14 protein-coding genes are annotated in these 18,844 nt (G+C 58.5%); 11 read left to right on the forward strand and 3 right to left on the reverse strand.

The genetic code is table 11. The features are described 5' to 3' along the window. Positions 1-786 precede the first annotated feature (786 nt). Entirely contained in the window at positions 787-1,854 is a 1,068-nt protein-coding gene (locus ACMXYI_RS20515) for a WD40/YVTN/BNR-like repeat-containing protein (RefSeq protein WP_415768805.1), read from the forward strand. A 28-nt stretch (positions 1,855-1,882) separates the two neighbouring features. Beyond that, positions 1,883-4,267, forward strand: coding sequence for an efflux RND transporter permease subunit (locus tag ACMXYI_RS20520; protein WP_046049562.1), 2,385 nt, complete (start codon positions 1,883-1,885; stop codon positions 4,265-4,267). Positions 4,268-4,324: 57 nt separating this feature from the next. Here ACMXYI_RS20520 and ACMXYI_RS20525 read toward each other — a convergent pair whose 3' ends face one another. The 3 genes from ACMXYI_RS20525 to ACMXYI_RS20535 all read right to left on the reverse strand — a co-directional run bounded on the left by ACMXYI_RS20525 (position 4,325) and on the right by ACMXYI_RS20535 (position 11,796). After that, positions 4,325-9,028 (reverse strand): dermonecrotic toxin domain-containing protein, encoded by a 4,704-nt coding sequence (locus ACMXYI_RS20525; RefSeq protein ID WP_415768806.1) that lies wholly within the window; start codon positions 9,026-9,028, stop codon positions 4,325-4,327. Positions 9,029-9,160: 132 nt separating this feature from the next. Next, entirely contained in the window at positions 9,161-9,880 is a 720-nt protein-coding gene (locus ACMXYI_RS20530; RefSeq protein WP_176471536.1) for a FadR/GntR family transcriptional regulator, read from the reverse strand. 179 nt (positions 9,881-10,059) lie between these two features. Continuing rightward, positions 10,060-11,796 (reverse strand): IlvD/Edd family dehydratase, encoded by a 1,737-nt coding sequence (locus ACMXYI_RS20535; protein ID WP_008157040.1) that lies wholly within the window; start codon positions 11,794-11,796, stop codon positions 10,060-10,062. 193 nt (positions 11,797-11,989) lie between these two features. Between ACMXYI_RS20535 and ACMXYI_RS20540 the strand changes: the two genes are divergently transcribed. The 9 genes from ACMXYI_RS20540 to ACMXYI_RS20580 all read left to right on the forward strand — a co-directional run bounded on the left by ACMXYI_RS20540 (position 11,990) and on the right by ACMXYI_RS20580 (position 18,806). Then, positions 11,990-13,318 (forward strand): MFS transporter, encoded by a 1,329-nt coding sequence (locus ACMXYI_RS20540; RefSeq protein WP_415768807.1) that lies wholly within the window; start codon positions 11,990-11,992, stop codon positions 13,316-13,318. A gap of 21 nt (positions 13,319-13,339) precedes the next feature. Further along, positions 13,340-14,332: an AraD1 family protein gene (araD1, locus tag ACMXYI_RS20545; RefSeq protein ID WP_415768808.1), complete on the forward strand. Its 993-nt coding sequence runs from the start codon at positions 13,340-13,342 to the stop codon at positions 14,330-14,332. 10 nt (positions 14,333-14,342) lie between these two features. Beyond that, a complete protein-coding gene (locus tag ACMXYI_RS20550) occupies positions 14,343-15,923 on the forward strand; it encodes an aldehyde dehydrogenase (NADP(+)) (RefSeq protein ID WP_415768809.1) in 1,581 nt (526 codons plus the stop codon). Positions 15,924-16,096: 173 nt separating this feature from the next. Then, positions 16,097-16,393: a DUF5629 family protein gene (locus ACMXYI_RS20555; RefSeq protein WP_415768810.1), complete on the forward strand. Its 297-nt coding sequence runs from the start codon at positions 16,097-16,099 to the stop codon at positions 16,391-16,393. Continuing rightward, complete coding sequence (locus tag ACMXYI_RS20560) at positions 16,386-17,555, forward strand: lactonase family protein (RefSeq protein WP_415768811.1); 1,170 nt, start codon at positions 16,386-16,388, stop codon at positions 17,553-17,555. The genes ACMXYI_RS20555 and ACMXYI_RS20560 overlap by 8 nt, the downstream gene beginning before the upstream one ends. A 155-nt stretch (positions 17,556-17,710) precedes the next feature. Next, positions 17,711-17,890 (forward strand): hypothetical protein, encoded by a 180-nt coding sequence (locus ACMXYI_RS20565; protein WP_008157047.1) that lies wholly within the window; start codon positions 17,711-17,713, stop codon positions 17,888-17,890. Positions 17,891-18,098: 208 nt separating this feature from the next. Beyond that, entirely contained in the window at positions 18,099-18,224 is a 126-nt protein-coding gene (locus tag ACMXYI_RS20570; RefSeq protein ID WP_415768812.1) for a hypothetical protein, read from the forward strand. 115 nt (positions 18,225-18,339) lie between these two features. Beyond that, complete coding sequence (locus tag ACMXYI_RS20575) at positions 18,340-18,552, forward strand: hypothetical protein (RefSeq protein WP_415768813.1); 213 nt, start codon at positions 18,340-18,342, stop codon at positions 18,550-18,552. After that, the gene (locus tag ACMXYI_RS20580; protein ID WP_046053629.1) at positions 18,549-18,806 is read left to right on the forward strand and encodes a hypothetical protein; all 258 of its coding nucleotides are present in this window, start codon (positions 18,549-18,551) and stop codon (positions 18,804-18,806) included. The genes ACMXYI_RS20575 and ACMXYI_RS20580 overlap by 4 nt, the downstream gene beginning before the upstream one ends. The last annotated feature ends 38 nt before the right edge of the window (positions 18,807-18,844 follow it).

Consider the following 18,844-nt stretch of genomic DNA (forward strand, 5'->3'; position numbering starts at 1 on the left):
GCTTCGCTTCAACCTCCTCTCGATGTGTGCGGCTTCGCCGCACGGCGCTTCGCGCCTTCCCCCCAGATGCACACCTCCACTCAGCCTCCCGAAGGGGCGGGTGGGTCAAGATCAAAAGCTGCAGGCGAGCTAACGCTCGGCCTGTTGAGTGGTGAGAAGCCGGGGGTACACCCATTCCCTGTAGGAGCTGTCGAGTGAAACGAGGCTGCGATCTTTTGATTTTGCTGTGGCTGTGGCTTTAGATCTTGATTCTGCTTTTGATCTCTCGCCCCTTCGGCAGGCCGAGCGTAGGTGTTCATCAGGGGGTTAGGCGCGTAGCGCCGTGCGGCGGAGCCGCACACATCGAGAGGAGGTCGTCGCGAAGCAGACCGTAGGCGATGCCCCCTGATGGATACCGTAGCGAGGGAACACTGAGCTTTAGCGAAGTGCCGTACGCCGGGGCGAAGCCTTTTGGTTCCTTTTTGGCGTTTGAAAAAGGGACTCGCTGTAAGAGCGAAACCGCCAGCAGCCTTAACCGCAGTAACGGATATACACACCGACCAACAAAACCCAATCACCCCACCTGATACCCAAACATTCAGCAAATGCGCAAACCGCCCAGGTTAACAAAACATAACGTGGCGTCGATTGTCAGACCTTTCCAAACCCCGATAGGATAAGCCAGCTTCCGAAGGGGCTCTAGATTGCGCATTTCAGGACTATGCTCCAGAAAAGGCATTCGCAAAGAGCACCCTTATGGCGCCCAGAAAGGTTGAACGACCTAACAATAATAATGGGGGAAGGTCTATGAGTGAGCCTGTCATGGGTGTGGGTATCTGCCGCCCGCCGGCATTACGCAAATTCGCGTTGCTGGCTACAGCGCTCTCGCTGTTGGGCTGTGCCGTGCTGTCGGCACCTGCGCTGGCCGCTGCTGCGCCAGCATCCGACATTGTTTATTCCGTTGAATCTGCCAAAGCCAGCAAGAGCCTGATGCTCGACGTCGTGCACGCCGGCAAGCGTCTGGTGGCGGTCGGGGATCGCGGGCACATTTTGTATTCCGATGATCAGGGCGCAACCTGGACCCAAGCCAAGGTGCCGACGCGGCAACTGCTGACGTCGGTGTTTTTCGTCGATGACAAACACGGTTGGGCTGTCGGCCATGATGCGCAGATCCTCGCGAGCGAGGACGGCGGCGTCACCTGGACCAAGCAATTCGAAGATCTGAAACGCGAATCGCCGCTGCTCGACGTCTGGTTCCAGGACGTCAACAGCGGCTTTGCCGTGGGCGCCTACGGTGCGTTGATGGCCACCACCGACGGTGGCAAAAACTGGGAAGACGTCAGCGATCGCCTCGACAACGAAGACCAGTACCACCTCAACGCCATCGCCGCGGTCAAGGATTCCGGTCTGTTCATCGTCGGCGAGCAGGGCAGCATGTTCCGCTCCGCCGACTGGGGTCAGACCTGGGAAAAGCTTGAAGGTCCATATGAAGGCTCGCTGTTTGGCGTGATCGGCACCGCTCAAGCCAATACGCTGCTGGCCTACGGGCTGCGGGGCAATCTGTTTCGCTCCACCGATTTCGGTACGACCTGGGAGCCGGTTGAGCTCAAGGCCGCTCGCGGTGCACTGGAATTCGGTCTGTCCGGAGCGACGCTGCTCGACGACGGCTCCATCGTGATTGTCGGCAACGGCGGCTCTGTGATCCGCAGCAACGACAACGGCGAAACCTTCAGCGTGTTCAACCGTCCGGATCGCATTTCCGTATCGGCAGTCACCGCAGCGGGCAACGGCAATCTGATTCTGGCAGGGCAGGGTGGCGTTCGCGTCACTTCGCCAACCGGCGCAGAGAATGGAAAAAATGGGTCGTCCAAATGAGCCGGGCAAATAATAAGAAGGCGGGTCTATGACATCCTTGAGCACTCATCATCATGACAAGGCGACGTTTCTCGAACGCCTGATTTTCAACAACCGCCCGGCAGTGATCGTGATCTGCCTGCTGGTCAGTATTTTCCTGTTCTGGCAAGCGACGCTGATCCGGCCGTCCACCAGTTTCGAAAAAATGATCCCGCTCGAGCATCCGTTCATACAAAAGATGATGGAGCATCGCAACGATCTGGCGAACCTGGGCAACACGGTGCGCATCTCGGTGGAAGCCACTGATGGCGACATCTTCTCCAAGGAGTACATGGAGACCCTGCGTCAGATCAACGACGAGGTGTTCTACATCTCCGGTGTTGACCGTTCCGGTCTCAAGTCGCTGTGGAGCCCGAGCGTACGCTGGACCGAAGTGACAGAGGAGGGCTTCGCCGGTGGTGAAGTGATTCCGCAGAGCTACAACGGTTCCCAGCAAAGCCTCGACCTGTTGCGCAACAACGTGCTCAAGTCCGGTCAGGTCGGGCGTCTGGTGGCCAACGACTTCAAGTCGAGCATTGTTGATATCCCGCTGCTGGAGTCCTACCCGGACCCACAGGATCAGGGCAAGTTGCTGGCGCTGGACTATCGCAAGTTCTCTCACGAACTTGAAGACAAGATCCGCAACAAATTCGAAGCCCAGAACCCTAACGTGCAGATCCACATCGTCGGTTTCGCCAAGAAAGTCGGCGACCTGATCGATGGCCTGGTCATGGTGGTGATGTTCTTCGGCGTCGCCTTCATCATCACGTTGATCCTGCTCTACTGGTTCACCAACTGCATGCGCAGCACCGTGGCGGTGTTGAGCACCACGTTGGTGGCAGTGGTCTGGCAGCTCGGCTTGATGCACTTTTTCGGCTTCGGGCTTGATCCTTACTCGATGCTGGTGCCGTTCCTGATCTTCGCCATTGGTATTTCCCACGGTGTGCAGAAGATCAACGGTATTGCCTTGCAATCCAGCGAGGCAGACAACGCCTTGACTGCGGCGCGGCGCACGTTCCGTCAGCTGTTCCTGCCGGGGATGATTGCGATCCTTGCGGATGCGGTGGGTTTCATCACACTGCTGATCATCGACATCGGCGTGATTCGTGAACTGGCCATCGGTGCGTCTATCGGCGTGGCGGTGATCGTGTTCACCAACCTGATCCTGCTGCCGGTGGCGATTTCCTACGTCGGCATCAGCAAACGCGCCGTCGAACGCAGCAAGAAAGACGCGCACCGCGAACACCCGTTCTGGCGTCTGCTGTCGAACTTTGCCAGCCCGAAAGTGGCGCCGGTATCGATCGTCCTGGCCTTGCTCGCCTTCAGTGGCGGCCTCTGGTACAGCCAGAACCTGAAAATCGGTGACCTTGACCAAGGTGCTCCGGAACTGCGTCCGGACTCGCGCTACAACAAGGACAACAACTTCATCATCAGCAATTACTCCACCAGTTCCGACGTGTTGGTGGTGATGGTCAAGACCAAGTCCGAAGGCTGCTCGCGCTACGAAGCCATGGCGCCGATCGACGAGCTGATGTGGAAGATGCAGAACACCGAGGGCGTGCAGTCGGCGATCTCACTGGTGACCGTGTCCAAGCAGATGATCAAGGGCATGAACGAGGGCAACCTGAAATGGGAAACCCTGTCGCGTAACCCGGACGTGCTGAACAACTCGATCGCCCGGGCTGATGGTCTGTACAACAACAGCTGTTCATTGGCACCGGTGCTGGTGTTCCTCAACGATCACAAGGCCGCCACGCTGGATCGCGCCGTGCATGCGGTGCAGGACTTCGCCAAGGAGAACAACAAGGAAGGCCTGGAATTCATCCTCGCCGCCGGTAACGCCGGGATCGAGGCCGCCACCAACGAGGTGATCAAGGAATCCGAGCTGACCATCCTGATCCTGGTGTACATCTGCGTGGCGACCATGTGCATGATCACCTTCCGTTCCTGGGCGGCGACGTTGTGCATCGTGCTGCCGCTGGTCCTGACCTCGGTACTCGGCAACGCCCTGATGGCCTTCATGGGCATTGGCGTGAAAGTCGCAACCCTACCGGTTGTGGCACTCGGGGTGGGGATTGGCGTGGACTACGGCATCTACATCTACAGCCGTCTGGAAAGCTTCCTGCGTGCCGGTCTGCCGTTGCAAGAGGCGTACTACCAGACGCTGAAGTCCACCGGTAAAGCCGTGCTGTTCACCGGCCTGTGCCTGGCGATCGGCGTGTGCACCTGGATCTTCTCGGCCATCAAGTTCCAGGCCGACATGGGCCTGATGCTGACCTTCATGCTGCTCTGGAACATGTTCGGCGCACTGTGGCTGTTGCCGGCATTGGCGCGGTTCCTGATCAAACCGGAGAAATTGGCGGGGCAGAAGGGCAATTCGTTGTTCGCTCACTAAGCTTTAGTCACACCCCGAAGCCGCAACCTCTGGTTGCGGCTTTTTTATGGGCGCGACTCAGCGCGGTAGCAGCGGCAAGAAATCGTTGTTTGCCAGCTCTTTGCTGATGAACCCGCGATGAATGTCGATTTTCTGTTTCGGATCTTTAGCCTTGGCGATCGCCGATTCATACGTTTCGAAGCGTTGTTCTTTGGTTTTTAGATGGGCCTGGGTGTAGTCGGACTTGGCATCATCCACCTTTGCATAGTGAAAATGTCCGTACCACCAGGGTTGATCGTCACCGTTCAACAGGACGTATTCCTGCATGAAGTCCCGGCGTCCGGTTTTAAGCTGAACCCGGTTACCAATGATGCGCGGGTATATTTCCTTACGCCGCAATAGATACTCCACGCCCTCGCTGTTAGGGGCTTGGGCCAGCGTCATGCGGGTGCGCAGCTCCGTAGCCTTGTCGTCCAGGGCTCGGGCCTTGTCTCGCAGATCGGTAACAAGCGGGGCCTCTTTTTCTCGGTTTGGCGGCGCGTTTTCGTGCTTTTCCAGGTTATCGGCATACCGGATCAGCTTTTGCGCTTCTCGCTGCAATTGCTCTTCGATTTCCTTGGGCGAGCTCGCACGTTGTGAGTAGCCCTCAATTTTCCGCACTTGTTTATCAACATTGGCCAGCGCTTTGCGGGCGTTGGCCTTGAGTTGATCGTAGGGCACGGGTGAAAGCTTGGGTGCCGCGGGCCTGGCTTCGACGATTTCGACCCAGACATCGGGCTCATGTTCGTGGAAAGACGCCAACGGCTTGTCGTCCATTGGCCCATTGATATCGACGATGTCACCGCCCTGATTGGCAATGCGAGGGCGAATCTCACCGATCAACGTACCCTTTCTGGTTTTGATGACCTTCTTGCGGCTTGCCGACGAAGAGGGAGGTTTGACCGGAGATTTGCCGTCCCCCGACGAGGAGGGCGAGGGTGGCTCTGGTTGCGGCTGGCTTTGAAGTTCTTCGGCCAGACGGCGCTCGGCATCCACGCGCAACTCTTCAACGATCTCTCGCAGGCGGGTGAAGGCAGAGAGCTGTATTTCGTCGTTATCGAAGATGCCAATACTTTCGAGGCCGTCTTGCGCCTTGTTGTAGTGGGTGACCAGGTTATCCAGCACGGCGATACGGTCGCTGCTTTCATAGACATGTGTGGTGTGCAGTTCGGCATGAGAACGAGACAACAACCGTATGGGATCGAGCGTGCTTTCAAGTGTCGCCTCTGTTTCGGAGCCGAGTGCCTTGGCACTGAGAATGCGCAAGATGGTCAGTTGGTAGGACTTGACCCTCAGCGCGGTCATTTCATTTTCCGATCGGTTCCCGGTCAATCGACTCCAGGCTTCTACGCCCAGGCGAGGGATCTGCTTGAGTTCGTGAAGTCGGCTATCCACCTCCTCATAGAGCTTGATCATGGATTCGTTGATGTCGGCGGTTTTGCGCATGAAGTCAAAGTACCGATCCACCATGGTCGGGCCTTCGATTTGCAAGGTTGCAAGGACTTGCTGAACGCCACTGCTGAATTCGGTGTAAGCGAGGTTGTTGGCGTCACGATCCAGGTCAGCCATAACGAGCTGTTTGCGAACGTTATTGATGATGTTTTCCAAAAGGCCGCAGAGCCGCTGATTGTTGGGCGGCGTGTCGGTCAGGCTGCTTAATTCCTTGGTTTCGGCAATCAGCGTGACGTAGCTTTGGGTCTGCGTGTCCAGTTCAGCGGCGTACCGTTGCCTGAATGTCGCGCGTTCCGCCTCGGAACTGGCGGGGTGATTTTTTTTCAGCTGCATCAGGCTTTCTGCGATATCGACGCGTTTTTGCACCCGCTCCTGTTGGTCCAAGAACGCCTGACTTTGAAACTCCAGCAGTGCGATGCGCTCTTGACGCCTTTCTCGCTCGGCGGCAATTCTCTTTTTGGGTCCGCCTCCAACCAGTTTCAGGCCCTGATCCAGCACCCATTTGCCATTGGCAGTGGCCTTAAGCTTGATCCCCGGATGATCCGGGTGTTCGGGATGCACCAGATAGACCTCGCCGAATCCGGGCACGATACTCACGCGAAAAAGCAGGCCCTTGATGCTGGCATGCCATTTGTTGTCAATCCGGTACAAGCCTTTGAAGAGACCGGTTGCGATGGGTTCGGGCAGAGACGCCGGCCATGGAACCCGAACGTCGTGCAGCTTCTCGAACAGCCGCGCCGAGGCCGAGTCGCGAGCGGTCGACAGGTTGAAATCCAACAGGGTGTTGCCGCTACCCGGCGGTTCTGAAGGCAACCCTGGCGTGTCCTGGGCGACGGGCGCTTCGATGTTCAGAGGGGATTGCGCCGCTGAGCGGAGCAACGGATCGAAGGCGACCGGACGTTGTTCGCCCTTTTTTGTGGACAACGGCACATCGACGGCACCTCGGCCTACATGCAAAAGCACCAGCCCGATGTTCAACAATACGTCGACCCAGGCCTGGTTTCGAACCTGGGCATCTTCACTGTCCAGGGCTGGAAGGTCGTTGATCAGACTGTGGGTGATTTGCAGCATCCATCCCACCAGCATGGCCGGACCGCGCAACAGCGGCAGAATCAGGTTGTTGAATACCAGCCAGCCGCCTTCCAGGATGATCGCCCAGCGGCTCTCGGCATTGGATACGGATTGTTTGTCGGCCAGATCCACCAATGCGCGGGCATTGCTGGCGAACAGGCTGGCCAGCAATCGACCTTCTTCGAGCGCAGTGAGCCAATCACCTGCGGCGTCGTCCCCCACCAGAATCGCCGGTTTCGGTTTGTCTGGCTGGGTGAAGTCATCGCCAACATGGAAGTGGACAATGTGCGGTTCGTTGAAACCGTTGTTGTCATAGATGGGCCGCGCGCGATCCGTAAGCCAGGTCAGCACGCTGGTTTGCAGCGGGCCGGCCTGGGCGATCGCGCTCAATAAGTCGGTGCGGGTGGGGTATTGATGCAGGCACGGCGTGTACAGCGGTCGGTAAAGAATATGTGGGCCGTCGGCATCGACGTTTTTCGGCTCGATGATGAACATGTTGCGGACTACATCGCAGTCAGCCCCGGCTTTCCTTTGAAATGCCAATGGCCTGATGACAATCGACTGCTCATCGACGATTCGCTCGATAGCGGTGTTGTTCATCAATGCATCGACGTACCGGTATCCCCGGCGGGTGAAACCGTGTTCACCCTTGATCGAATGTTCAAGGGCCTGCAGTGGTAACCGGGTACCCAGTTCGAGGCCAAACAGGCGCCCGCGTTCCTTGGCCTCATGGTTATTTCCAAGCAACAGGTTCTCAAGTAACTCCGGATAGCGTTTGCCCACATCGACCCGGGTCACCAGATCCAGCAAGTAGGCCTCGGTGGTCCAGTCCTGGATCAATTGCTCCCCTGTATGGCGAATGGTCATCCGGCCTTTGGGTTTTCCAGCCAGGTTTTTGACGGCCAACTCGGTCAGGGACATTTTGACGGTTTCAATGTAGCCGCTGCCAAGATCACCGACGGGAACATGAAAGGTCAGTTCCAGTTCATCGGCGTTATAGCCGGGCGCCAGGGGCTGATCCTCCAGCATCTGTTTGTGCAACGCCTTTCTAGCGAACGTGTGGAGGTCGTCGATGCCGTCTTTAAACGAGCGACCTTGGGTTTGCTGTTTGATGCTCGCCATTGTCAGAACGTGTTTGCGATAAGCCATACGGTCCGTGGGTGCAGCCTCTTGCAGCCACTCGGGAATCGTTGTCTGTATCGGTTGAAAGTGCATGGGGGCGGTTTGGCTTCCAACGAACAGCTTGGCCACGTCGGTGATGGAATCAAAGCGTCTTTCAAGGTCCTCCAGACGCCGACGGGCGGGCAGTTTGAGCGCGGCCAGGTCTTCCAGTTGCTGGTTCAAGAGCAGGGAGGCCTGGGTGTCAAAGATATTGCCGTCGGGCTCAAAGCGTTTCCAGGTGATCGAGTCAGCCATGAAGTCCTGTTGAAACTGCTCGCACCAAGCCAGGCCGAAGGCTTGCAGGGAAGGGTAAGACTTGATGGTGCCGGTCACACTGCACCACAGATGGGTTTCACCACAACTCACCAGAATGTCGGAGGTCTGCAGGGCGACCGATACTTCGCCTTTGATCAGGCTGGTTTGAAGGGTGTAGGCATGAACAACGCCATTTGGCCCTGGCCTTTGAAGGCGCATTTGATTGTCGGGGTGATTGGCCAGTTCACTGAGGACATCGGCTTGCAATGCGTTGCTCGACGACAGGTGTGTGGCGGATGTCTTGAGAACGCCGGCAAGCAGATCCCCCAACCATTGCCAGCGGCTGACCTCGGTATCGGTCTTCTTGTTCCAGTAGGTTGTCAACGCCTCCTGAAAGCTGATGTACAGAATCGTCGGCAACTCACGGATAACGCCTGCAATCACTTGCATGTCCGGTCCGCGCGAGGTGGTTTTTCCGATGGTCAGGTGCGCAGGCGCTTTGTTGGTCAAAAAGCAGCTGCGGCCGTACTGCTCGTTCAGGTCGGGCGGTGTGCCGCTGGCCAGGTACTCAAGCACCACGTCCAGAAACAGGGTGAGACGCCATGAGCCATCCGGGATCGGCTGCGCGATTTTCGTCAGGGAAGGATCAAAATCAAGCTGAGGGTATTTTTCCAGCAAGCCGTCCTTGAGCAAGCGAGAGGTTTGCGAGCGCAATGTCGGTCGGGTATTGAATCGGGCGCTGATCGCGCGCGCGAGGATGTCGGTATAGCCCACCGTAGTGGGCGATGAGGCAGGTGTCGGCATGATGCAGTCCTTTGCATGGGGTTAAATCCGGAGCATAAGACCAAGCCGAACGAGGTGTGCGGTAACCGGCTACCACCTATCGACCGACTCGACAGGCTAAGAGCGCGCTTGATGTAACAGCTGGAGGTTTTGTTACGACGGGTCGGTGCCCAACACCGCATTCAACGCACTACGCGCATCATCCAGCTGCACCAGCGTGGCATGCCGCGCTCCGAGCGCATCACGATTCTCGATTGCCGTCAGAATTGCCTTGTGCCGTGGTAATGCCAGTTCATGCAGATTCGGTCGCTGGTTGGAATGCTTCAAGGCTTCGGCAATCGCCACCGACAGCATGTTGCACAGGTTGGCCAGCAAGTCATTATGGGTCGCATCGGCAATCCGGCTATGGAAATCCAGGTCCGGTTGCAAGAGCGCTTCGGGGGTCGGTGCGGCTTCCATACGTTGGTAGGCTTCACCGATGGAGGCGATGTCAGCGTCCGTGGCGAACTGCGCGGCGAGGGCGGCTGCTGCGGGTTCGATGATGCTGCGCACGCTGGTGAGCAAATCGAAGAATTCATTTTGCGGGCTGCTTTGCATCAGCCAGTGCAGCACATCCGGATCGAGCATGTGCCATTCCTTGCGCTGCTTGACCACCGTGCCCACTCGCGGACGGGAATATACCAGACCCTTGGCGACCAAGACTCGGGTGGCTTCGCGCAGGACTGGACGGCTGACCGCGTACTCCTCGCACAACAGGGCTTCGGCGGGCAGTTTGTCACACGGCTTGAAGCGTCCGGAAACGATCTGCATGCCCAGTTCCTGGACGATGCGCGAGTGCATGCTTTTGCGGTCGGAGGGTTTGCGGTAATCCATGGGGAACGGCGCGATCCTGGGCGATGGGGTGCTGCGCATGATAACAGGCGCGAGCGGCGGGCGATCCAGCCCTTGAAAAGATCGCAGGCTGCGCCAGCTCCTACACCGACCGAGTACGCCGAAAATACCCCGTCGTACCGGACCCCGTAGGAGCTGCCGAAGGCTGCGATCTTTTGCTCTTAATGGGAATGGCGCGGTACCTCAGAACCACGGCAGCCGACCAGGAAGTCGAAATCGCAACCCTGATCCGCCTGCAGCACATGGTCGATGTACAGCTGACGATAGCCACCCACGATCAGTTGCTGCGGCGGTTGCAGATCAGCCATGCGCGCCGCCAGTTCGGCGTCCGGAATGTCCAGGTGCAGACGACCGTTGGCGCAGTCGAGTTCGATCCAGTCACCTTCCTTCACGGTCGCCAAAGGTCCGCCGGCGGCCGCTTCCGGGGCCACGTGCAGAACGACAGTGCCGTACGCTGTGCCGCTCATGCGCGCATCGGAAATGCGCACCATGTCCGTCACACCCTGGGCCAGCAACTTGGCCGGCAAGCCCATGTTGCCGACTTCGGCCATGCCCGGATAACCCTTCGGCCCGCAGTTTTTCATCACCAGAATCGAGTTGGCATCCACCTCCAGCTCTGGATCGTTGATCCGTGCCTTGTACATGTCGAAGTTTTCGAACACCACCGCACGCCCGCGGTGTTGCATCAGTTCGGCGCTGGCGGCTGAAGGTTTGAGCACCGCACCGAGTGGCGCAAGGTTGCCGCGCAATACGCAAATGCCGCCGTCGGCGCGGATCGGGTTGTCGAGGGTGCGGATCACTTCGTCCTGGCCGTAGATCGGTGCGTCCTTGGTGTTCTCGCCGAGGGTCTTGCCATTGACGGTCAGTGCATTCGGATGCGGAATCAGATTGGCTTCACCCAGACGACGCAGCACCGCTGGCAGGCCACCGGCGTAGTAGAACTCCTCCATCAGGAAACGCCCGGACGGTTGCAGGTCGACGATGGTCGGCATGCCACGACCGATGCGGGTCCAGTCATCCAGATCCAACTCGACACCGATGCGTCCGGCAATGGCTTTCAAATGGATCACGGCGTTGGTTGAACCACCGATGGCGGCGTTCACCCGAATGGCGTTTTCGAAGGCCTCTTTGGTGAGGATTTTCGACAGCTTCAAATCTTCGCGAACCATCTCCACCGCGCGCATGCCGGACATGTGTGCCAGCACGTAACGACGCGCATCGACCGCTGGAATCGCCGCGTTGTGGGGCAAGGAGGTGCCAAGTGCTTCAGCCATGCAGGCCATGGTCGACGCGGTGCCCATGGTGTTGCACGTACCGGCCGAGCGGGACATGCCACCCTCGGCCGCAAGGAAATCGTCGATGGTGATGGTGCCAGCCTTGACCTGTTCGCTGAGCTGCCAGACCACAGTACCCGAGCCAATGTCCTGACCTTTGTGCTTACCGTTAAGCATCGGCCCGCCAGTGACGACGATCGCCGGCACGTCGCAACTGGCCGCGCCCATCAACAACGCCGGGGTGGTTTTGTCGCAACCGGTCAGCAGCACAACTCCGTCAATCGGGTTGCCGCGAATCGCTTCTTCGACGTCCATGCTCGCCAGGTTGCGGGTGAGCATGGCGGTCGGACGCAGGTTCGACTCGCCGTTGGAGAACACCGGGAATTCCACGGGAAAGCCCCCAGCCTCGATCACCCCACGTTTGACGTGCTCCGCAATCTGGCGGAAATGCGCGTTGCACGGGGTCAGTTCCGACCAGGTGTTGCAGATGCCGATGATCGGCTTGCCGTGGAACTGGTGGTCGGCGATGCCCTGATTCTTCATCCAGCTGCGGTACATGAAGCCGTTCTTGTCGGCAGTGCCAAACCATTGGGCGGAGCGCAGGGTGGGTTTCTTATCAGACATGATCGGTTCTCTTATTGTATGACTATATTGTTTGAGCTGAGGCGTAACATAAGCGCAAATCCGGCGGTTTGGAAGTGTTGTTGCGTAAATAGTATTACTATATAGTCAATTTCAACGGAGGGATTGCCCTGGCGGTTTTCCGCGAGAGGCGTCCCCCGAGGTTCTATAACAACAACAATCGGAGACCGATCTCATGAGCCAGGAACTGCGGCTTATTCGTCGCATCACGCTGAAACTGATTCCCTTCCTGATCCTGCTGTACCTGATCGCCTATGTGGATCGCTCCGCCGTAGGCTTCGCCAAGTTGCACATGGGCGCCGACCTCGGCATCGGTGACGCGGCTTACGGGCTGGGCGCCGGGCTGTTTTTCATTGGCTATTTCCTGCTGGAAATTCCCAGCAACCTGATGCTCGAACGCTTTGGCGCGCGGCGCTGGTTCGCGCGGATCATGATCACCTGGGGCGCCATCACCATCGGTATGGCCTTCGTCCAGGGGCCGCACAGTTTCTATGTGATGCGCTTTCTGCTCGGCGCGGCGGAAGCCGGCTTCTTTCCGGGCGTTCTCTACTACATCACCCAGTGGTTCCCGGTGCGCCATCGCGGCAAGATCCTCGGGTTGTTCATCCTTTCCCAACCCATCGCCATGTTGATCACCGGCCCGGTGTCCGGCGGTCTGCTCGGCATGGACGGCATTCTTGGCCTGCATGGCTGGCAGTGGCTGTTCATCGTCATCGGTACCCCGGCAATCCTGTTGACCTGGCCAGTGCTGCGCTGGCTGCCGGACGGTCCGAAACAGGTGAAGTGGATGGACCAGGCCGAAAAAGACTGGCTGACCGGCGAACTGAAAAAGGATCTTGAGGAGTACGGCCAGACCCGCCACGGTAATCCGTTGCACGCCCTCAAGGACAAACGTGTGTTGCTGCTCGCGTTGTTCTATCTGCCGGTGACCCTGAGCATCTACGGCCTGGGTTTGTGGTTGCCGACCCTGATCAAACAGTTCGGTGGCACGGATCTGGTGACCGGTTTCGTGTCATCGGTGCCGTACATCTTCGGGATCATCGGTTTGCTGATCATTCCGCGCAGTTCCGACCGCTTGAATGATCGCTACGGCCACTTGGCGGTGCTTTACGTGTTGGGTGCCATCGGCCTGTTCCTCAGCGCCTGGCTGACGGTGCCGGTGCTGCAACTGGCGGCGTTGTGCCTGGTGGCCTTCGCGCTGTTTTCCTGCACCGCGGTGTTCTGGACCTTGCCGGGCCGCTTCTTTGCCGGCGCCAGTGCGGCGGCCGGGATCGCGTTGATCAACTCGGTGGGCAACCTCGGCGGCTACATCGGTCCGTTCGTGATCGGCGCGCTCAAGGAATACACCGGCAACCTGGCTTCGGGTCTGTACTTCTTGTCCGGCGTGATGGTGTTCGGGTTGGTGTTGGTGTTGACCGGTGTGGTCTATCGCCTGCTGGAACGCAAGCATGTACTGCCGGCCGACCAGTTCGCTGCCAGCGCCCGTGGCGCTACCCGCACTTAATCTGCAAACAGGAGAAGGTTCATGCGTTTAGTTCAGTTCGAATTGAGTAACGGCGAGCGCCGGGTGGGCGTGGTCGAAGACGGTCTGGTGCGCGAAGTGCAGGACGCGCGCACCGTTCGCGACCTGGCGTTGGCGGCGATCGAGGCGGGGGTCAATCTTGAGCAACAGGTGAAAAACCTGGGCCTGGGCATCAGCCATGACTACGCCGAACTGTTGGCCACGTTGTGCATCCTGCCGCCACTGGATCACCCGGATCCCGCGCACATGCTGGTCAGCGGTACGGGCCTGACCCATCTGGGCAGCGCGTCGGCACGGGACAAGATGCATCAGCAAGTCGGCGACGAAGCCGCGATGACCGACACCATGCGCATCTTCAAATGGGGCGTGGAGGGCGGCAAACCGGTAGCGGGGCAGGCCGGCGTTCAACCGGAATGGTTCTACAAGGGCGACGGCAGCATCGTCGTGCGTCCGGGCCAACCGTTCCCGTTGCCACCGTTCGCCGAAGACGCGGGGGAGGAGCCGGAGCTCAGCGGGCTCTACGTCATCGGTCGCGACGGCAAACCGTATCGCCTGGGTTTTGCCGTGGGCAACGAGTTCTCCGATCACGTAATGGAACGCAAAAATTACCTGTACCTGGCCCACTCCAAACTGCGCAGTTGCAGTTACGGCCCGGAACTTCGAGTCGGAGAACTGCCTCAACATTTGGCAGGCACCAGCCGCATCCTGCGTAACGGTGAAGTGCTGTGGCAGAACGAGTTTCTCAGTGGCGAGGCCAACATGTGCCACAGCCTGGAAAACCTCGAGTACCACCATTTCAAGTACAGCCAGTTCCTGCGTCCGGGCGATGTGCACATTCACTTCTTCGGCACCGCGACCCTGTCCTTTGCCGACGGCATTCGCACCCAGCCGGGTGACGTGTTCGAGATCAGTCAGGCCGAGTTCGGTGCACCGTTGATCAACGGGATTGCACCGGTTGAAGCAGCGTTCGAGCCCGGCACCATTGGTACCCTTTAAGGAGACAGGCATGACCCAGATTCTTGGTCACAACTACATCGGCGGTCAGCGCAGCGCTGCCGGCGAAATCATCGTCAACAGCGTTGATGCCAGCACAGGCGAAGCGTTGCCTCACAATTTTTACCAGGCCACCCTCGAAGAAGTCGATGCCGCTGCCAAGGCTGCCGCTGCCGCCTACCCGGCCTATCGCAGCCTGAGCGCCGAACGTCGGGCGCAATTTCTCGATGCGATTGCTGATGAACTGGACGCGCTGGGTGATGACTTTGTAGCGCTGGTCTGTCGCGAAACCGCGCTGCCCGCCGCACGGATTCAAGGCGAGCGCGGTCGCACCAGCGGCCAGATGCGCCTGTTCGCCAAGGTGCTGCGGCGTGGTGATTTCTACGGTGCGCGGATCGATCAGGCACTGCCGGATCGCCAACCGCTGCCGCGTCCGGACTTGCGCCAATACCGCATCGGCCTCGGGGCAGTCGCGGTGTTCGGTGCGAGCAACTTTCCGTTGGCGTTTTCCACGGCGGGCGGCGACACCGCGTCGGCGTTGGCCGCCGGTTGCCCGGTGGTGTTCAAGGCTCACAGCGGTCACATGGCCACCGCTGAACGGGTCGCTGATGCGATCATCCGCGCGGCGGAAAAAACCGGCATGCCGGCTGGTGTGTTCAACATGATCTACGGCGGTGGCGTCGGCGAAGCGTTGGTCAAGCATCCGGCGATTCAGGCGGTAGGCTTTACCGGTTCGCTGAAGGGCGGTCGTGCGTTGTGCGACATGGCGGCCGCGCGTCCACAACCGATCCCGGTGTTCGCCGAGATGTCGAGCATCAACCCGGTGATCGTGTTGCCGCAGGCGCTGGAAGCTCGGGCAGAAACCGTCGCTCGTGACCTGACGGCGTCGGTGGTTCAGGGCTGCGGTCAGTTCTGCACCAATCCCGGTTTGGTGATCGGTATTCGCTCGCCGCAATTCAGTGCGTTTGTGCAGCAAGTCGCAGGGCTGATGGGCGATCAACCGGCGCAAACCATGCTCAATGCCGGGACCTTGAGCAGCTATGACAAAGGCTTGCAAAAACTCCTCGCTCACCCCGGCATCGAGCATCTGGCCGGCAGTCAGCAACAAGGCAATCAGGCGCAACCGCAGCTGTTCAAGGCCGATGTCAGCCTGTTGATCAAGGGCGATGATGTGCTGCAGGAAGAAGTGTTCGGCCCGACCACGGTGTTTGTCGAAGTGGCGGATCAGGCGCAACTCAGCGCCGCATTGAACGGCCTGCACGGGCAGCTGACGGCGACGATCATTGGTGAGCCGGCAGACTTCGAGCAGTTCGCTGAGCTGACGCCGTTGCTGGAACAGAAGGTTGGAAGGATCCTCCTCAATGGCTATCCGACTGGCGTGGAAGTCTGCGATTCAATGGTCCACGGCGGTCCGTATCCGGCCACTTCCGATGCGCGTGGTACGTCGGTGGGCACCTTGGCCATTGATCGCTTCCTGCGCCCAGTGTGCTTCCAGAACTACCCCGACAGCCTGCTGCCGGATGCGTTGAAGAATGGTAATCCGCTGCGTATTCAGCGGTTGGTGGATGGCCAGCCTTCGCGCGAAGCGTTGTAATCCTGTGACTGATCGTTCCCACGCTTTGCGTGGGAATGCAGCCCGGGACGCTCCGCGTCCCTTCAAAGCCGAACGCAGAGCGTCCGAAGAGGCATTCCTTTGCTGCGCGTGGGAACGATCATTGCGGTGTGATGAGCTATCATTGCGTCTTTCCCATTCAAAGATTGACTGCCATGACTGCCGCAACCGACACCTTGATCGCCACCCTCGAACACTGCGATATGGTAGAAATCGATGGGCTGCACGCCTTCGAATTCTCCCTCGATGAAGACGATAACCTGCACATCGAATGCTTGGACGGTCGTGTGTCCAAGCACTGGGAGTTCACGCCGGCCGAAGTCGAGGCCGCGACCTTCGACCCAACCCTGCAAAGCTGGCTGATCACCGGCAGTTCCGGCGAACACCGGCTGGTGTGCATGACCGCTATCCGCGGTGATGACGACGAGGAAGAAGCGAATGAGGATGCGTAAGCTCTGGCCGCTGTTGATAGCCGGCAGCGTCGGCGCGATGGGTATTCAGGTTGCGTCGGCCGACGACTACCAGTTGCTGGTCGGTTCCTACACCGCCGGTCAGAGCCAAGGGATTTATCGCCTGAACTTCGACAGCGCCACCGGGCAGATCGATGCCAAACCACTGCAAGTGATCAAGAGCGAAAACCCATCCTGGCTGACCCTGTCCAAGGATCAGCGTCAGCTGTTCGTGGTTAACGAAAACGGCCCGGGACAGACCGATCCGGTAGGGCGCGTCAGCAGTTATGCGATCGATCCCAAAACCCATGAGCTGAGCCTGATCAATCAGGTGCAGAGTCTGGGCAACGAGCCGACGCATTCGGGCCTCAGCGTTGAAGCCAGTCACCTGTTTGTCAGCAACTATTCGGTGGCTGAAGATCCGGGCGGCACGCTGGCAGTATTGCCGGTGGGCGCCGATGGCAAGCTCAAACCCGTGGTGCAGATGAGCAGCCATCCATCAAGCCGGGTCAATCCCGAGCGGCAGATGTCGGCACACGTGCATTCAACGGTTTCCTCGCCGGACGGCCAGTATGTGTTCTCCAATGACCTGGGCGCCGACAAGATCTTTGCCTACCGCTTCGACCCCAAGGCCAACCCGGAACTGCCCTTGACCGCCGCTACACCGGCGTCCGTCCAGTTGCCACCCGGCAGCGGGCCGCGTCATCTGCTGTTCAGCGCCGATGGCAAGCACGCGTGGCTGACCATGGAAATGAGTGCGCAGGTTGCAGTGTTCGATTACAAGGACGGCCAACTCAAGCAAACGCAAATGGTCGAGTTGGCGACGGGTCAGCCCGTTTCGGACAAGGCAGCCGCTGCGCTTCACGCGTCAAGCGATGGCAAGTTCCTCTATGTCAGCAACCGTGGCACCGCCAATCAGCTGCTGGTGTTCGCCATCGATCCTGCGACCGGGCACCTCAAGGAACTGCAGCGCCGTTCCGTAGAAGGTGATCATCCGCGGGAGTTCAGCCTCGATCCGAGTGGCAAGTTCTTGTTGATCGCTAACCAGAAAAGTAACCAGATTGTCGTCGTCGAACGCGATTCAAAGACAGGCCTGCTGGGTAAAACCGTGCAAAAACTGCCGATGGATGCCCCGAGCGACCTCAAGTTCATGGTGCGTCAATAGGCCGCAGGCCCCGGTTGATGGGGCCTGCATCCTTCTATTAATGACGCTGATATCTGCTAATGCTACAAAAGATTTCAAGGCGCCAACCTCGAAGGTTAAGTTTGCTTCACGGCCCCACCGGGCAAGCAAGCCAACTGAATCCGAGGAACATCGCCATGAACTTCAACCTCTTCTCCGTAATCGCCGCTTCCGCTATCTCTGCCACTGTTGCTTTGCCAGCCAGCGCCAGCGTTGAAATCAGCGACAAAAAATCCCACGCCCAAAGCTACACCCAGAAATACCTGCAACAGAGCGCCAACTTTTACGCGGCTCTGGATCATAAGACCCAAGCCTGAAATTTGAACCCTGCACCTTTTATGCAGGAGCGAAGTCACTTGCGCCGATCAAGCTGAAAAGCTTCGAAAGACCTGAGTGATGTCGCTCCTGCATAACGCGTTTACGACAGCATCATATTGCTATCAATGTATTGCTTGATATCACATGGCCATAAGTTTAAATTTGACGCTGATTTTTTGACTCCTTCTCAAAATAAGGATCGACAGCATGGCAATGCGTCTGGCCGTGGTTCTTCTGTTTCTCTATTCCACCCCCATTCTTTCGGCTGCCCAGCCCGTTCCAGAAGAGCCGGATGCGGCCCGCGAACGCATGATGAGTTTTATTGAAGACTGAGATAGTTTGGCTTAATGATTAACGAAGCTGATGGTTACTATGGATAACCCTGAGTGGTTATCACCGCTTTTTTGATCGATTCTGTGGGCATCGAAACATGCCTGCGGAGAACATCATGGCCAGCGCAATCATCACTTCTGCCAAACACGGCGCCTATCTGGCTATCGCTCTTTACGTAGTCCTGGTGCTGGTTGTCAGCCTCTCGCCACAATCGCGTCAACCGCTTGAAGCGCCGGTTCAAGTCGCTCATCCCGGCATCCAGTTTGAACACCGTTCGCAAACCGCGATGGTCGATCAGGCTGAACTCGCGGGAGTCGCCGGGGAATGAAAGGGCATAGACTTTGGGTCATCGCCTTCCTGGCGTTCATGACCAATGGATCCTCGTTGTTGGGGATCGGACAGGGCTCGGCGGGGTCGGTGGCACGGACTATCGAAGCCAATCACAACCTTGCTCGCAACATTGAAACCGCTAAGGCCCTGGGGCTGCTGGCCGGCAATCCACCAATCGAACGCCAGGACGATTTCTTCGGGCCGTTCCACGTGGATTGCTCGGCGTTGCAGATGTGTGAAGTGTTGGCCTGAGTCGCCTAGACGCGTCCCCTGTAGCAGCTGGCGAAGCC

Source organism: Pseudomonas lyxosi, assembly GCF_047758685.1.
Lineage (GTDB): Bacteria > Pseudomonadota > Gammaproteobacteria > Pseudomonadales > Pseudomonadaceae > Aquipseudomonas > Aquipseudomonas lyxosi.